Here is a 15,369-nt window from a genome sequence, read left to right as displayed (position 1 = left end):
ACAGAGACCTGACGGAGAGTTGCCATGAGTCGCTGCTGCGATCACACGCACCAACAGACACCTGTCCCGCATGACCATTCTGGGCATGATCACCAGGGCGCTACCCGCTCGGCGAGCGACGAGCCGCTGACGGGCGCGCTGAACACCCTCATTCGCATCGAGCAGATGGACTGCCCCACGGAGGAGCGCCTGATCCGCGATGCTTTGGGCCGTCTGCCGGGTGTCGCGGGGCTGCACTTCAACCTGCTGCAGCGGGTACTCACCGTCAGCCATGACGCCGGGGTGCTGGATCAGGTTCTGCCCGCCATTCGCACGCTGGGCTTTACCCCGCAGGTGGAGGACGAGGGCGCGATGCAGCAGCCAGACGCCGCGTCGACAAAAGCGTCTTGGTGGCCGCTGGCCCTGGCGGGTGTGCTGGCGACGGCTGCCGAGGTCGCGCACTTCGCTGCGCTCGGCGCCGACTGGCTGGTGGCCGTGCTGGCCCTGGCGGCCATCGGTTTATGTGGCCTCAATACCTACAAGAAGGGCTGGATCGCCCTGAAGAACCGCAACCTCAATATCAACGCGCTGATGAGCATTGCCGTGACGGGGGCGGTGTTGATCGGCCAATGGCCGGAAGCGGCGATGGTGATGGTGCTGTTCAATCTGGCCGAGCTGATCGAGGCATGCTCGCTGGATCGGGCGCGCGACGCCATCCGTGGCTTGATGGATCTGGCGCCGTCGCGCGCCACGGTCAGGCAGGCCGATGGCAGTTGGCAGGAGGTGGACGTGCAGAGCATCGCGGTGGGCGCCGTGATGCGTGTGCGCCCTGGGGAGCGCATCAGCCTCGACGGCGAGGTGGTCAGCGGCAGCTCGACGGTCAACCAGGCACCCATCACCGGGGAAAGCCTGCCGGTGGAGAAGCGCACGGGGGATTCACTGTTCGCCGGCACCATCAACGGGGCCGGCTCGTTGGAGTTCCGCGTCATGGCAGCGGCGCGCGACACCACCCTGGCGCGCATCATTCATGCGGTGGAAGAGGCGCAGGGCTCGCGCGCCCCGACCCAGCGTTTCGTCGACCAGTTCTCGCGTATCTACACCCCGGCGGTGTTCGCCTTCGCCCTGGCGGTGGCCGTGCTGCCGCCGCTGCTGATTGGCGGTGCCTGGCTCGACTGGATCTACCGGGCGCTGGTGCTGCTGGTGGTGGCCTGCCCCTGTGCGCTGGTGATCTCCACCCCGGTGACCATCGTCAGCGGTCTGGCGGCGGCAGCGCGCAAGGGCATCCTGATCAAGGGCGGCGTCTACCTGGAGAATGGCCGGCATCTGGCCCTGCTGGCGCTGGACAAGACCGGCACCCTGACCCACGGCAAGCCGGTGCAGACCGACAGTCTCCCTCTGCTAGAGGTGGACGACCCTGTGCATGCCATCTGGGCGGCGAGCCTCGCGGCGCGCTCCGATCACCCGGTTTCTCGGGCGCTGGCCCAGCACGCCGAACAGCAGGGGCAGACGCTACGTGAGGTGGAAGAATTCGAGGCGCTGGCGGGGCGGGGCACCAAAGGTCGGATCGATGGCAGGTTGCTGTACCTGGGCAACCATCGCCTGGTGGAAGACCTCGGGCTCTGCTCGGCGCAACTGGAGCAGCGCCTGGAAGCGTTGGAGCGCCAGGGCAAGAGCCTGGTGGTGCTGTGCGACGAGCAGCGCCCGCTGATGCTCTTCGCCGTGGCCGATACGCTGCGCCAGACCAGCCGCGAGGCCGTCGCCGAATTGCATGAGCTGGGCGTGCGCACCTGCATGCTCACCGGCGACAACGCCCACACCGCCGCGGCCATCGCCGAACAGGTGGGTGTGGATGAAGCGCGCGGCGATCTGCTGCCGGCGGAAAAGCTGGCTTGGGTCGAGTCACGCCAGGCGCAGGGCAGGGTGGTGGGCATGGTGGGCGACGGCATCAACGATGCCCCGGCGCTGGCCAGGGCCGAGATCGGCTTCGCCATGGGCGCCGCCGGTACCGACACGGCCATCGAGACGGCTGACGTGGCGCTGATGGACGACGATCTGCGCAAGATTCCGGCATTCGTCCGTCTGTCCCGTCAGACCCACGCGCTCCTGCTGCAGAACATAGTCCTGGCGTTGGGAATCAAGGCGATCTTCCTGGGCATGACCCTGGCCGGCGAGGCGACCATGTGGATGGCGGTGTTCGCCGACATGGGCGTCAGCCTGATGGTGGTGTTCAACGGCCTGCGGTTGTTGCGCAAGTGAACACCACCCTGCGTGGCCCGGATGAAATCCGGGGATGCCTGACGCAATGTTCCCGGATTGCATCTGGGCTACGGTTTAGCGCTTGAGCGTTTTCACGCCTTCGGCGGTGCCGAGCAGCAGCAGGTCGGCCGGGCGGGCGGCGAACAGGCCGTTGGTGACCACACCGACGATGGCATTGATGTCCGCTTCCAGCTTCACCGGGTCGGTGATCGACATGTTGTGCACGTCGAGGATGATGTTGCCGTTGTCGGTCAGCACGCCCTCGCGGTACACCGGGTCGCCGCCCAGCTTGACCAGCTCGCGGGCCACGTGGCTGCGGGCCATGGGGATGACTTCCACCGGCAGCGGGAACTCGCCCAGCACCGGCACCAGTTTGCTGGCGTCGGCGATGCAGATGAAGGTCTTGGCTACGGCTGCGACGATCTTCTCGCGGGTCAGCGCGGCGCCGCCGCCCTTGATCAGGTGCAGGTGCTCGTCGCTCTCGTCGGCGCCGTCGACATAGAACTCCAGGTCGCTGACGGCGTTGAGGTCGTATACCGGGATGCCATGACCTTTCAGGCGCGCGGCGGTGGCTTCGGAGCTGGCCACGGCACCGTCGAACTCCATCTTGTGCTGGGCCAGCGCGTCGATGAAGAAGTTGGCGGTGGAGCCGGTGCCGACACCGACGATGCTCTTGCTGTCGAGGCGCGGAAGAATGTGGTCGACGGCGGCCTGGGCCACGGCCTGTTTCAGCTGATCCTGGTTCATCGCGGGGGAATGCCTGGGAAGGTGGGAGGACAAGGCGCGAATTATAGCCGCAAGTGACTTGCTATAGCCGTAAATGGCTTGCTGACGGGGGTGTCTGCCCCTAAAAGCCGTGCGTTTCGTATGGTCGCCCTGCGCGGCGCTGGGGTAGACTCGGCAGTCCCTCAAAGCCCGACCGCCTGCGAAATCGCCATGCTCGAACAGTATGTGAAGAAGATCCTCACCTCGCGCGTCTACGACGTCGCGGTGGAAACCCCGCTGCAACCCGCCCGTCAGCTCAGTGAGCGGCTGGGCAGCCAGATTCTGCTCAAGCGCGAGGATCTGCAGCCGGTGTACTCGTTCAAGATTCGTGGCGCCTACAACAAGCTGGCACAGCTCTCGGCCGAAGAACTGGCGCGCGGGGTGGTCACCGCCTCGGCCGGCAACCACGCGCAGGGTCTGGCTCTGGCGGCCAAGCACCTGGGGGTGAAGGCGACCATCGTCATGCCGCGTACCACGCCGGAGCTGAAGGTGCAGGGCGTACGTTCGCGGGGTGGCAAGGTGGTGCTGCACGGCGATGCCTTCCCCGAAGCATTGGCGCATTCGCTGAAGCTGGTGGAGGAGAAGGGCTACACCTACATCCATCCTTACGACGATCCGCTGGTGATCGCCGGCCAGGGCACAGTGGCCATGGAGGTGCTGCGTCAGCATCAGGGCCACATCGACGCCATCTTCGTACCGGTCGGTGGCGGCGGCCTGATCGCCGGCATCGCCGCCTACGTAAAGTACCTGCGCCCGGAGATCAAGGTGATCGGCGTCGAGCCGGACGACTCCAACTGTTTGCAGCAGGCGATGGCGGCGGGCGAGCGCGTGGTGCTGCCGACGGTCGGGTTGTTCGCCGATGGCGTGGCGGTGGCGCAGATTGGCCAGCACACTTTCGATATCTGCAAGCATCACGTCGACGAGGTGATCACCGTCAGCACCGACGAGATCTGTGCAGCGATCAAGGATATCTACGACGATACCCGCTCGATCACCGAGCCGGCCGGCGCGCTGGCCGTGGCCGGGATCAAGAAGTACGTCGAGCGTCAGGGCGCCAGCGGCGAAGTGCTGGTGGGCATCGACTCCGGCGCCAACGTCAACTTCGACCGCCTGCGCCACGTTGCCGAGCGCGCCGAGTTGGGCGAGAAGCGCGAAGCGATCATCGCCGTGACCATCCCCGAGCAGCCGGGCAGCTTCAAGGCCTTCTGCGAGGCGGTGGGCAAGCGCCAGATCACCGAGTTCAACTATCGCTATCACACTGATCGCGAAGCGCACATCTTCGTCGGTGTGCAGACCCATCCGGAGAACGACCCGCGCCAGGCGCTGGTCGAAGGGCTGCGCGCGCAGGGCTTCCCGGTGCTGGACCTGACCGACAACGAGCTGGCCAAGCTGCATATCCGCCATATGGTCGGTGGCCATGCCGCTGGGGTGGGTGACGAGATGGTGCTGCGCTTCGAGTTCCCCGAGCGTCCGGGCGCGCTGTTCAACTTCCTGCAGAAGCTCGGCGGGCGCTGGAACATCTCGATGTTCCACTACCGCAACCATGGTGCCGCCGATGGTCGTGTGCTGGCCGCGCTGCAGGTGCCGGAAGACGAACGCCATCTGGTGCCGGAGGCGCTGGACGCCATTGGTTATCCCTACTGGGACGAGAGCGAAAACCCGGCTTATCGCCTGTTTCTGGGCTGAACAAGGATTCCCTGATGGAACACTATCTGCTGGTTCGCATTCTCCACAGCGCCCCGGGTGTGTTGCTGCTGCTCGGCCTGATCGCCCACGGCGTCATGCTGTTCAAGGCGCAACGCAGCGGTGATGCGGCGGTGCTGGCGCGCAAGCTGCGCGTGACCCTGCTGTTCAGCCTGCCGGCCTTTGCCGTGTTGGCGCTGAGCCTGCCGATTACCGGCTACTGGCTGGTGGACACCGCCGGCTGGCCGCTGGGGCAGACCTGGCTGCTGCTGGGCAGCATTCTCTATGGCCTGATGATGCTGCTTGGCCTGCTGCTGGCCGGTCGTCTGGCCGCCTGGCGGGCGCTGGGTGATACGCCGGCGCCGACAGCGCTCAAGCGCCTGTGCTTGATCCATGCTGGGCTGATACTGCTGTTGCTGCTCGTCATCATGGCCCTGATGGGGGCCAAGCCGGCCTGATCGAGGCTACGACCCGGATTGCATCCGGGCTACGGGCTAACTCCCTCTTTGCGATTCTGCGTGACGAGGCATCTGCTGCCTCGGTGCGCGCAGCGCACCCTACGTCGTTGCGCGGCGTGCGCTCAGATTCGTAGGGTGCGCTATGCGCACCAGCTTCTGCCAAGGGGGCTGGCGTAGGTTGTGGTGCCGAACTCGGTATGGCCCGACGGACTGTTCGCTGGCGCTACGAGCGGCGGGCGTCCCAGTCCGCCGCTGCTGCCTCGGTGCGCGCAGCGCACCCTACGTCATTGCACGGCGTGCGCTCGGATTCGTAGGGTGCGCTATGCGCACCAGCTCCTGAAAAAGGGACGATGCGCAGGGCGAACCGAGGCTCAACGCAGCGAAATCACCGGCCAACCACGTTCGATGGCCGTGGCGCGCAGTACGTCGTCCGGGTCGACCGCCACCGGGTTGGCTACCGCTTCCAGCAAGGGCAGGTCGTTGCGCGAGTCGCTGTAGAAGTAGGCGTCGTCCAGGCTGTGGCCTGTCTCGTTCAGCCACTCGTTCAGCCTCGTGACCTTGCCGCCCTGGTAGCACGGCGTGCCGGTGATCTGGCCGGTGTAGCGACCGTCCTGCATGCCGCATTCGGTGGCGATCAGCGTTTCCACACCCAGGCGCTCGGCGATGGGCGCGGTGACGAAGCGGTTGGTGGCGGTGATGATCACCAGCTTGTCGCCCGCGGAGCGATGCTCGTCCAATAACGCTTCGCCCTTGGCCAGGATGATCGGCTCGATCACCTCGGCCATGAACTCGCGGTGCCACCGCTCCAGTTGCGTCATCTCGCTGCGACCGAGAATGGCCTGGCTGAAGTTCTGGTAGGCCACCACGTCCAGCTTGCCGGCGCAGTAGTCGGCATAGAAAGCATCGTTGCGCGCCAGGTACTCGGCGGCATCCACCAGGCCACGCTGGCAGACGAATTCCCCCCAGCTATGATCGCTGTCGCCAGCCAACAGGGTATTGTCGAGGTCGAAAAGGGCCAAGCGCACGGTTCTGTACCTGTTCTGCAAATGTTTTGGGCGCGCCAGAATAGCCGCTTTGCCAGGGCTTTCAAACTGCGCCAAAACCTGCGTTGCTGCTGTCGGCGGCTTTATGGAACAATGCCCTAACTTGCGTCTATGAGGTTGCTTGCCGTGATCGATTCCGATGGTTTCCGCCCGAATGTCGGCATCATCCTGACCAACGATGTCGGCCAGGTGCTCTGGGCGCGCCGCATCAACCAAGACGCCTGGCAGTTCCCCCAGGGCGGCATCAATGACCGTGAGTCGCCTGAAGAAGCGCTGTACCGTGAACTGAACGAGGAGGTCGGGCTCGAAGAGCGGGACGTGAAGATCCTCGCCTGCACCCGGGGTTGGTTGCGTTATCGTCTGCCTCAACGACTGGTGCGCACGCACAGTCAACCATTGTGTATCGGGCAGAAGCAGAAGTGGTTCCTGCTGCGCCTGACCGGCTCCGAAGATCGTGTGCGCATGGATCTGACCGGCAAGCCGGAGTTCGATGGCTGGCGCTGGGTCAGCTACTGGTATCCGCTGGGCCAGGTGGTCACCTTCAAGCGCGAGGTCTACCGCCGGGCCCTCAAGGAACTTGCACCGCGCCTCAGTGTGCGCGACTGATTACGGGATTCTGACCGAGCATGCTCAACACGCTGCGCAAGATCGTCCAGGAAGTGAACGCCGCCAAGGATCTCAAGGCGGCGTTGTCGATCATCGTGCAGCGGGTCAAGGAGGCCATGGGCAGCCAGGTCTGTTCGGTCTATCTGCTCGACCCGGACAGCAACCGTTTCGTCCTGATGGCCACCGAGGGCCTCAACAAGCGCTCCATCGGCAAGGTCAGCATGGCGCCCAACGAAGGCCTGGTGGGCCTGGTCGGTACCCGTGAGGAGCCGCTGAACCTCGAGGACGCCGCCAGCCATCCCCGCTATCGCTACTTCGCCGAGACCGGCGAGGAGCGCTTCGCTTCCTTCCTCGGCGCTCCGATCATCCACCACCGTCGGGTGATGGGTGTTCTCGTCGTGCAGCAGAAGGAGCGCCGCCAGTTCGACGAAGGCGAAGAGGCCTTCCTGGTCACCATGAGCGCGCAGCTCGCCGGCGTCATCGCCCATGCCGAGGCCACCGGCTCGATTCGCGGCCTGGGCCGTCAGGGCAAGGGTGTGCAGGAGGCCAAGTTCGTCGGCGTGCCGGGGGCACCGGGGGCAGCGGTGGGCACCGCTGTGGTGGTGCTGCCCCCGGCCGATCTGAATGTGGTTCCCGATCGCAGCGTCGATGACATCGAAGCCGAGCTGGCCTTGTTCGACAAGGCCCTGGGCTGGGTGCGCGAGGACATGCAGGAATTGTCCGAGAAGCTCGCCACGCAACTGCGCAAGGAAGAGCGCGCACTGTTCGACGTCTACCTGATGATGCTCGACGATGCTGCCTTGGGTAACGAGGTGCGCAAGGTCATCAAGACCGGGCAATGGGCGCAGGGCGCCCTGCGCCAGGTAGTACTCGACCACGTCAAACGCTTCGAGCTGATGGACGATGCCTACCTGCGCGAGCGCGCCAGTGACGTGCGCGACCTCGGCCGGCGCCTGCTCGCCTACCTGCAGGAAGAACGCAAGACCTCGCTGGTGTACCCGGACAACACCATTCTGGTCAGCGAGGAGCTGTCGCCGGCAATGCTCGGCGAGGTGCCGGAAGGCAAACTGGTGGGCCTGATCTCGGTGACCGGTTCGGGCAACTCCCACGTGGCCATCTTCGCCCGCGCCATGGGTATTCCCACGGTGATGGGCGTGGTCGACCTGCCGTACTCGAAGATCGACGGCATCAAGCTGATCGTCGACGGCTATCACGGCGAAGTCTTCACCAACCCCAGCGAGCTGCTGAGCAAGCAGTACGCCGACGTGGTCGAGGAGGAGCGCCAGCTCACCGAAGGTCTCGACGCCCTGCGCGCGCTGCCCTGTGAGACGCTCGACGGCCATCGCATGCCGTTGTGGGTCAATACCGGCCTGCTCGCCGACGTGGCCCGTGCCCAGCAGCGCGGCGCCGAGGGCGTGGGCCTGTACCGCACCGAAGTGCCGTTCATGATCAACGAGCGCTTCCCCAGCGAGAAGGAGCAGCTCGCCACCTACCGCGAGCAGTTGCAGGCCTTCCACCCGCTGCCGGTGACCATGCGCACCCTGGACATCGGTGGTGACAAGGCGCTGTCCTACTTCCCGATCAAGGAAGAGAATCCCTTCCTCGGCTGGCGTGGCATCCGCGTTACCCTTGACCACCCGGAAATCTTCCTGGTGCAGACCCGCGCCATGCTCAAGGCCAGCGAGGGGCTGAACAACCTGCGCATCCTGTTGCCGATGATTTCCGGCACCCAGGAGCTGGAAGAAGCGCTGCACCTGATCCACCGCGCCTGGGGCGAGGTGCGTGACGAGGGCACCGACGTGCCGCTGCCGCCCATCGGCATGATGGTCGAGATTCCCGCCGCGGTCTACCAGACCCGCGAACTGGCGCGGCAGGTGGACTTCCTCTCGGTCGGCTCGAACGACCTGACCCAGTACTTGCTGGCGGTTGACCGCAACAACCCGCGCGTGGCCGACCTCTACGACTTCCTCCACCCGGCGGTACTGCAGGCGCTGCAGAAGGTGGTGCACGACGCCCATCTGGAAGGCAAGCCAGTGAGCATCTGCGGCGAGATGGCCGGTGATCCGGCGGCGGCCGTGCTGCTGCTGGCGATGGGCTTCGACTCGCTGTCGATGAATGCCACCAACCTGCCCAAGGTGAAATGGCTGCTGCGCCAGATCACCCAGAGCAAGGCCAGGGAATTGCTGGGGCAGGTGATGACCATGGACAACCCGCACCTGATCTACAGCACTCTGCATCTGGCGCTGCGTAACCTCGGCCTGGGCCGAGTGATCAACCCGGCCTCCAATATCCAGGCCTGATTCGCCTAGGTAGGAGCTATCCCACCATTGGTGTTTTCCCGGATTGCATCCGGGCTACCCGTGCAAGGCCACCTCGCCCAAAGGGGTACCATGTGGGCCGAAGCTGCGTTCGGTGATGCTCCACTGCTCGTCCCGGCCAAGCTTCAGCACCGTGCTGGCGCGCGTGCCGTAGGTGGCGCTGGCGATGAAGATGCTCGACAGTAGGCGCTCTGCTGCCAGGCCAACACCAGTGTCCGGCAGCTCGCTGTCGGCTGGCCGATGGGTGTCGGCCATCAGCGCCAGCAGCCGTTGATCGTCGGCATGCGGCTCGTCCTGCAATCTCTGGCGCGCGCGCAGCAGCTTGGGCCATGGCGTGTCCAGGTTGGCGTTGCCCAGGCCATAGACGCCTGCCTCCAGGCGGCGCGCCTGACCGCTATGGGAGTTGAAGTGCCAGAGCTGGCTTCTGTCGCCCAGCAGCAGATTGAAGCCGCCGTAGCTCGCCGCCCGCGCCATCACCGCTTCGAGGTAGGCCTGTGGCCCAAGCTGGCCGCACAGGTAGTCGGCGCTCAGCTCGCCGCGCGAGCGCAGGCCTGCGCGCTGCTTGGGGTCACGGATATTGGTCAGGGCGGCGAAGCGCCCCTCCGCGCTGATGCCCAGCCAGGTGCCGCCGGCCTCCAGGTCACGCCCGGCGAAGACGCCGCGTGCCTCTTGCCATTCACTCAGCGCGGCGCTCGGGCGCTCATAGAACTCGTCGCGGTTGGCGACCAGGCGTAGAACCTGGGGATGCTCGGGTTGCCAGGCGAAGACGATCAGACACATGGGCAGCTCCTTGTGAGCGATGACCACGGCAGGCTAGCACGAAGTGGCATGCAGACAGGTGCCCGACACCTGGCGCCTGCCGTTTCGGGGGCATTTCCGCTAACATGCGGCTTTGTTTTCGGGGGTGTCGATGGAACTGCTGCTCTACCTGGTGCTGGGCGCGGCGGCCGGTGTGCTGGCCGGGCTGTTCGGCGTGGGCGGCGGTCTGATCATCGTGCCGGTGCTGGTGTTCAGCTTCGCCTCGCACGGCATGTCGGCGGAGATTCTGACGCACCTGGCAGTAGGCACCTCGCTGGCCACCATCGTCTTCACCTCGATCAACTCGTTGTTGGCGCATCACCGCATGGGGGCCGTGCGCTGGCCGCTGTTTCGCTGGCTCACCGGCGGCATCCTGCTCGGCGCGGCGCTGGGGGCCATGACTGCAGCGCTGATCCAGGGGCCGCTGTTGCAGAAGATCATCGGCACCTTCGCCATCGTCATAGCCGTGCAAATGCTGCTGGATCTGAAACCCAAGGCCAGCCGTGGTGTCCCAGGCAAGCCCACACTGACCCTGGCCGGTGGCGTGATCGGCTGGGCTTCGGCGATCTTCGGCATCGGCGGTGGTTCGTTGACCGTGCCCTTTCTGGTCTGGCGCAGCGTACCGATGCAGCAGGCCGTGGCGACCTCGGCGGCCTGTGGCCTGCCCATCGCCATCGCCGGGGCGTTGAGTTTCATGTACACGGGCTGGAACAACCCGGATCTGCCGCCATGGAGCGTCGGTTTCGTCTATCTTCCGGCGCTGCTGGGCATTGCCCTGACCAGCATGTTCTTCGCCCGTTTCGGCGCGCGCCTGGCTCACCGCCTGTCGCCGCGCCTGCTCAAGCGTCTGTTCGCCCTGCTGCTTTTCAGCGTGGGCCTGAGTTTTCTCATCTAAGGAGTTCTGCATGCTGCCTTATCCGCAGATCGACCCGGTGGCTGTCGCCCTCGGCCCGCTGAAAATCCACTGGTACGGTCTGATGTACCTGGTCGGCATCGGTGGTGCCTGGTGGCTGGCCTCGCGCCGGTTGAACCGCTTCGACCCCACCTGGAACAAGGACAAGCTGTCCGACCTGGTGTTCTGGGTGGCCATGGGGGTGATCCTCGGCGGGCGCCTGGGCTACGTGCTGTTCTACGATCTGCCGGCCTATATCGCCGAACCGGCGAAGATCCTGCGCATCTGGGAAGGCGGCATGTCCTTCCACGGCGGCCTGATCGGCGTGATGCTGGCCACCTGGTGGTTCGGCAAGCGCAACGGCAAGAGCTTCTTCGAGCTGATGGATTTCATCGCGCCGCTGGTGCCCATCGGTCTGGGGGCCGGGCGTATCGGCAACTTCATCAATGCCGAGCTGTGGGGCAAGGCCACCGACGTGCCCTGGGCGATGATCTTCCCCACCGATCCGCAGCATTTGCCGCGCCACCCTTCGCAGCTCTACCAGTTCGCCCTGGAGGGCGTGGCGCTGTTCCTCATCCTCTGGTTCTACTCGCGCAAGCCGCGCCCGACCATGGCCGTGTCCGGCATGTTCGCCGCCTGCTACGGGGTGTTCCGCTTCATCGTCGAGTTCGTCCGCGTACCCGATGCCCAGCTCGGCTACCTGGCCTGGGGCTGGCTGACCATGGGGCAGATTCTCTGCGTGCCGATGGTGCTCGGCGGCATCGGCCTGATCGTCTACGCCTACAAGCGTCAGCCCGTTCAAGGAGCTGCCTGATGAAACAGTACCTCGACCTGATGCGCCACGTGCGCGAGCACGGCACCTTCAAGGAAGACCGCACCGGCACCGGCACCTACAGCGTGTTCGGCTACCAGATGCGCTTCGACCTGGCCGCAGGCTTTCCCCTCGTCACCACCAAGAAGTGCCACCTGCGCTCGATCATCCACGAGCTGCTGTGGTTCCTGCAGGGCGACACCAACATCCGTTACCTGAAAGAAAACGGCGTTTCCATCTGGGATGAGTGGGCCGACGAGAACGGCGACCTCGGCCCGGTGTACGGCTATCAGTGGCGCAGTTGGCCGGCGCCCAATGGCGAGTCCATCGACCAGATCGCCAAGCTGATCGAGATGATCAGGAGCAACCCGGACTCGCGCCGCCTGATCGTCTCGGCTTGGAACCCGGCGCTGGTCGAGCAGATGGCGCTGCCGCCGTGCCATGCGCTGTTCCAGTTCTACGTGGCCGACGGCAAGCTGTCCTGCCAGCTCTATCAGCGTTCGGCGGACATCTTCCTCGGCGTGCCCTTCAACATCGCCAGCTATGCGTTGCTGACGCTGATGGTGGCCCAGGTCTGCGGCCTGCAGCCGGGCGAGTTCATCTGGACCGGTGGCGACTGCCACCTGTACGCCAACCATATCGAGCAGGCCGACCTGCAGTTAACCCGTGAGCCGCTGCCACTGCCGACCATGCAGCTCAACCCCGAGGTGAAGGATCTGCTGGCCTTCAAGTACGAGGACTTCGAGTTGGTCGGTTACCAGGCGCATCCGCATATCAAGGCGCCGGTAGCCGTCTGAGATGAAACAGGGTGGGCGTAGGGCGGCGCTCCGCTTTAGCCCAGCGGTTGTATGGCGAGGTCGCTACGCAGGCGCTCTACCTGCTCGGCACGCTCGGCCTCTTCCAGGCGGGCGCCGGGATTGAGCGACGACCATTCCGGATGCGCCCGCGCCACATTGAGCGGGGCGGGCAGTTTGCCCTGGCGCCACAGGCTTTCCTGCGGGGCGCCGAGGGTGATGGCTTCCATCGCGGCGTGGCCACGGGCGTCCAGGGCGGCCAGCAGTTGCTGTTGGCGCAGGGCCAGCAGGCGCAGTACGGCGTCGTCCACGGTCAGTTCGCGCTGGCCCTTCAATTTGCCTTTCAATCTTTCCCCGTAATTACGCAGGGTCTGGGCGCTACCGCCGATCACCGCCCCCAGCGCAGCAGCGGCGCCCATGGTCAGGCCGCCGACCAGCAGGTCGACGCCGACGCCGGTGGCGGCACCGGCGGCCATGCCACCGCCCACCTTGATGCCGAGCTGTTTCAGCGTCTCCGGGTTGAACAGGTCGTCACCCCAGCGGCCATCGAGCAGGGGCAGGTCGCCGGCCTTGGCATCGCTGCTGCGAAAGGCATACAGGCGCAGCAGGGCTTCGACGCAGCGTTGCTCGCGCTGGCGAATCGCATCGCGCAGTTCGGCGACCGCACCCTTCTCCAGCAGCGGTTGGGCGGCGACGCTACGGCGGCAGGCGGCGCAGTCGATCAGCAGTTCGGCGATCAATCGATGGCCAGCCTGGCGCCGGGCCTGGCGCTGCGCTTCGTGATCCTTGATCAGCCTCTGCAGTTGCGGGCGCGCGCGTTCCAGCAGCAGGGCCAGGCTTTCGTACAGGCGCCGTTCGCCGTCTTCCGGCGGTGCCACGCTGTCGAACGCCACCAGGGCATGCAGGCCAAGACGGGCCAGGGCCTCGCGCCATTCACCTTCGCGGTGGCTGGCGCTGGCGACGAAGTTGAGCACCGGCAGCAAGGGTCGGCCACACATGTTGAGCACCGCCAGTTCGTCGCGGTACTTGGCCAGCACCGGCTCGCGCACGTCGATGACGTAGAGCCCCGCGTCGGACGCCAGCAACTGGCGCAGCACCTTGGCTTCCTGTTCGTAGCGCTGGCGTGCTTCGCTGCCGTCGAGGAAGCGAGCCAGGCGCGCCGGGCCGTCCAGACGCTCGCCGGGGCGGTCGAGGCGTTCCAGGTAGTCGAGCAGGGCGATGGCGTCTTCCAGGCCGGGGGTGTCGTAAAGCTCCAGCAGCGCCTGGCCGTCCACCGACAGGCGCGCGCCTTCGACATGACGGGTGGTGCTGGCGCGCGGCGAGACTTCGCCGAAGTCGATGTCGCGGGTCAGGGTGCGCAGCAGTGAAGTCTTGCCGACATTGGTGTGGCCGACCAGGGCCAGTTTCAGCGGTGCGCTCATGGGGCAGACCCTGACATGGTGTTCCCGGATTGCATCCGGGCTACGGGCTGAGGCTCCCCTCTCCCGCTTGCGGGAGAGGGGTTGGGGGAGAGGGTAATGGAAGCGTCAGTCATGCCCGCTCTCCAGCCAGCTCAAGGGCGCCGTATCGCGGTGCGCCAGGCCCAGGCTGGCGAGGGCCTGGTGCCAGTCCGCCAGGCGCGCACTGTCCAGGCTTTCACCGGGGGCAGGTGGCAGCAGCCAGATGCGTGTGGCGGTTGCGCAGCGCGCCAGCTCGCCGAGCAGCGCCAGGGTGCCGCGATCCGGCGAGCGGCGCGGGTCGCAGGCGATGGCCAGGCGTTCGGGCGGAAAGCGGGTCAACTGTTCGAGCAACTGGCGACGTTGTTCGCGGCTGTCGATCACCCCGGCATCGGCCACGCTCCTGGGTAACGTGGCGGGAGGCCAAGGCCGGCTATCGTCCAGCTCCAGGCCGAGCAGCAGGGCACCGCTGCTGGGTTGGTCGCTGCTGCCGCCCTGCGGCTGGTGCAGGGCAGCGGGGGCCAGGTCACAGACGCCGAGGCGTTCGCTATCCGGCTGCAGGCGCTGGCGCAACAGGCCATAGCCGGGCAGGTCGAGATCCAGGCGCAGCGAGGCTTTGCCGGATAGCCAGCGCCACAGGCACAGCAACGCCAGCAACAGGCGTGGCAGCAGGCCATAGACCAGCACCACGCCCACCAGCCAGCCGGCCCAGCTTTGCCGGGCGGCCTCGCTGGCGATGGCGGCGTCGCCGCTGGCGCGGATCAGCTCCACGTCCGGCAGGCTGAAACCGAGCAGGGCGGGCAGGGCGCCGATGGCTTGGGTCAGGGTGATGAAGGTGTCGCCGCCGAGGATGGTGGTTTCCCAGACGAAGCCATAGCGGCGGGTGGCGAGCAGCAGCAACAGGGTACTCAGCGTAGCGAGCATGGCCAGTGTCCACAGGCCATTGATCAGCAGGCCCAGGCCCCAGCGGGTCAGGCGCTGGCGTTGCAGCATCAGCAGCAGGGCCGGGGCCAGTTGCGCGGCGCTGGCGTCGCGCGCCAGCCTCTCGCTGAGCCACAACCACAGGCGGCCCAGTGCGCCGGGGCTGTCACGGGTCAGCAGCAGGCCCAGCAGCCAGCCGAGCAGCATCAGCAGGTTCAGCCCCAGCAGGCTACCCAGGGCCCAAAACACATTGACCGGCTGGCGCCCGTCACCCAGCGCCGCCAGTGCCAGGCCGGCGCCGCTGAGCAGGGCCAGCAGCACTAGCAGCAGGCCGGCCAGGCGTGCCCCTTGCAACCAGTGCAACAGGGCCTGCCATTGGCCATCGCGGCGGGCCAGGAGCAGGGCACGATGCTGGATGCGCTCGACCAGTTCACCGTACTCGGCACGGGCCAGGCGATTGGCCTCGGTGTCTTCCAGCGGGCCGGTGTGTTCCTCGCGCAGACGAATGGTTTCGCTGAGCCAGAGGTGTTGCAAAGGCGTAGGGGAGGAGGCGTCAGTCACGTGGCGTCTCGTCGTGCGGATCAGGGGTTGAGGATAACCCCTGATCCG

The 15,369-nt window shown here is 66.1% G+C and carries 13 protein-coding genes; 8 read left to right on the top strand and 5 right to left on the bottom strand.

Going from position 1 to position 15,369, the window contains the following annotated elements; translation table 11 throughout:
- The first annotated feature begins 24 nt into the window (after nucleotides 1–24).
- Nucleotides 25–2,235 carry a heavy metal translocating P-type ATPase gene (locus OU800_RS21635; RefSeq protein WP_268179402.1) on the top strand — a complete coding sequence of 737 codons (2,211 nt, stop codon included), beginning with the start codon at nucleotides 25–27 and terminating at the stop codon, nucleotides 2,233–2,235.
- A 75-nt stretch (nucleotides 2,236–2,310) separates the two neighbouring features.
- Here the strand turns inward: OU800_RS21635 and rpiA are convergent, their stop codons facing one another.
- Complete coding sequence (gene rpiA, locus OU800_RS21630) at nucleotides 2,311–2,982, bottom strand: ribose-5-phosphate isomerase RpiA (RefSeq protein ID WP_268179401.1); 672 nt, start codon at nucleotides 2,980–2,982, stop codon at nucleotides 2,311–2,313.
- Between the two features lie 189 nt (nucleotides 2,983–3,171).
- On the opposite strand from rpiA, the gene ilvA reads away from it, so the two are divergent.
- Entirely contained in the window at nucleotides 3,172–4,686 is a 1,515-nt protein-coding gene (gene ilvA / locus OU800_RS21625) for a threonine ammonia-lyase, biosynthetic (RefSeq protein ID WP_268179400.1), read from the top strand.
- A gap of 14 nt (nucleotides 4,687–4,700) precedes the next feature.
- Nucleotides 4,701–5,141, top strand: coding sequence for a DUF2269 family protein (locus OU800_RS21620; protein ID WP_268179399.1), 441 nt, complete (start codon nucleotides 4,701–4,703; stop codon nucleotides 5,139–5,141).
- A 371-nt stretch (nucleotides 5,142–5,512) separates the two neighbouring features.
- On the opposite strand, the gene OU800_RS21615 is transcribed toward OU800_RS21620, so the two are convergent.
- On the bottom strand, nucleotides 5,513–6,166 hold the full coding sequence (locus tag OU800_RS21615; protein WP_268179398.1) for an HAD family hydrolase: 654 nt from the start codon (nucleotides 6,164–6,166) through the stop codon (nucleotides 5,513–5,515).
- Between the two features lie 144 nt (nucleotides 6,167–6,310).
- Here OU800_RS21615 and OU800_RS21610 point away from each other — a divergent pair, with 144 nt between their 5' ends.
- Together OU800_RS21610 and ptsP are read left to right on the top strand one after the other, a co-directional pair.
- A complete protein-coding gene (locus tag OU800_RS21610) occupies nucleotides 6,311–6,790 on the top strand; it encodes an RNA pyrophosphohydrolase (protein ID WP_159970811.1) in 480 nt (159 codons plus the stop codon).
- Between the two features lie 20 nt (nucleotides 6,791–6,810).
- A complete protein-coding gene (gene ptsP, locus OU800_RS21605; RefSeq protein WP_268179397.1) occupies nucleotides 6,811–9,090 on the top strand; it encodes a phosphoenolpyruvate--protein phosphotransferase in 2,280 nt (759 codons plus the stop codon).
- A gap of 54 nt (nucleotides 9,091–9,144) precedes the next feature.
- On the opposite strand, the gene OU800_RS21600 is transcribed toward ptsP, so the two are convergent.
- Nucleotides 9,145–9,888: an NRDE family protein gene (locus OU800_RS21600; RefSeq protein ID WP_268179396.1), complete on the bottom strand. Its 744-nt coding sequence runs from the start codon at nucleotides 9,886–9,888 to the stop codon at nucleotides 9,145–9,147.
- A gap of 130 nt (nucleotides 9,889–10,018) precedes the next feature.
- On the opposite strand from OU800_RS21600, the gene OU800_RS21595 reads away from it, so the two are divergent.
- From OU800_RS21595 to OU800_RS21585, 3 genes are read left to right on the top strand one after another with little or no spacing between them, the layout of a single operon-like run.
- Entirely contained in the window at nucleotides 10,019–10,801 is a 783-nt protein-coding gene (locus OU800_RS21595) for a sulfite exporter TauE/SafE family protein (RefSeq protein ID WP_268179395.1), read from the top strand.
- Nucleotides 10,802–10,811: 10 nt separating this feature from the next.
- The gene (lgt, locus tag OU800_RS21590) at nucleotides 10,812–11,612 is read left to right on the top strand and encodes a prolipoprotein diacylglyceryl transferase (RefSeq protein ID WP_268179394.1); all 801 of its coding nucleotides are present in this window, start codon (nucleotides 10,812–10,814) and stop codon (nucleotides 11,610–11,612) included.
- On the top strand, nucleotides 11,612–12,406 hold the full coding sequence (locus OU800_RS21585) for a thymidylate synthase (RefSeq protein WP_268179393.1): 795 nt from the start codon (nucleotides 11,612–11,614) through the stop codon (nucleotides 12,404–12,406). The genes lgt and OU800_RS21585 overlap by 1 nt, the downstream gene beginning before the upstream one ends.
- Nucleotides 12,407–12,441: 35 nt before the next feature.
- Here OU800_RS21585 and OU800_RS21580 read toward each other — a convergent pair whose 3' ends face one another.
- Together OU800_RS21580 and OU800_RS21575 are read right to left on the bottom strand one after the other, a co-directional pair.
- Complete coding sequence (locus tag OU800_RS21580; protein ID WP_268179392.1) at nucleotides 12,442–13,824, bottom strand: GTPase/DUF3482 domain-containing protein; 1,383 nt, start codon at nucleotides 13,822–13,824, stop codon at nucleotides 12,442–12,444.
- A gap of 105 nt (nucleotides 13,825–13,929) precedes the next feature.
- Nucleotides 13,930–15,321: a DUF2868 domain-containing protein gene (locus tag OU800_RS21575; protein WP_268179391.1), complete on the bottom strand. Its 1,392-nt coding sequence runs from the start codon at nucleotides 15,319–15,321 to the stop codon at nucleotides 13,930–13,932.
- Between the last annotated feature and the right edge of the window lie 48 nt (nucleotides 15,322–15,369).

This window comes from Pseudomonas sp. GOM7, assembly GCF_026723825.1.
GTDB lineage: Bacteria > Pseudomonadota > Gammaproteobacteria > Pseudomonadales > Pseudomonadaceae > Aquipseudomonas.
The sequence above is the reverse complement of the archived record's forward strand: the minus strand, read 5'-3'. Positions and strand labels throughout refer to the sequence as shown.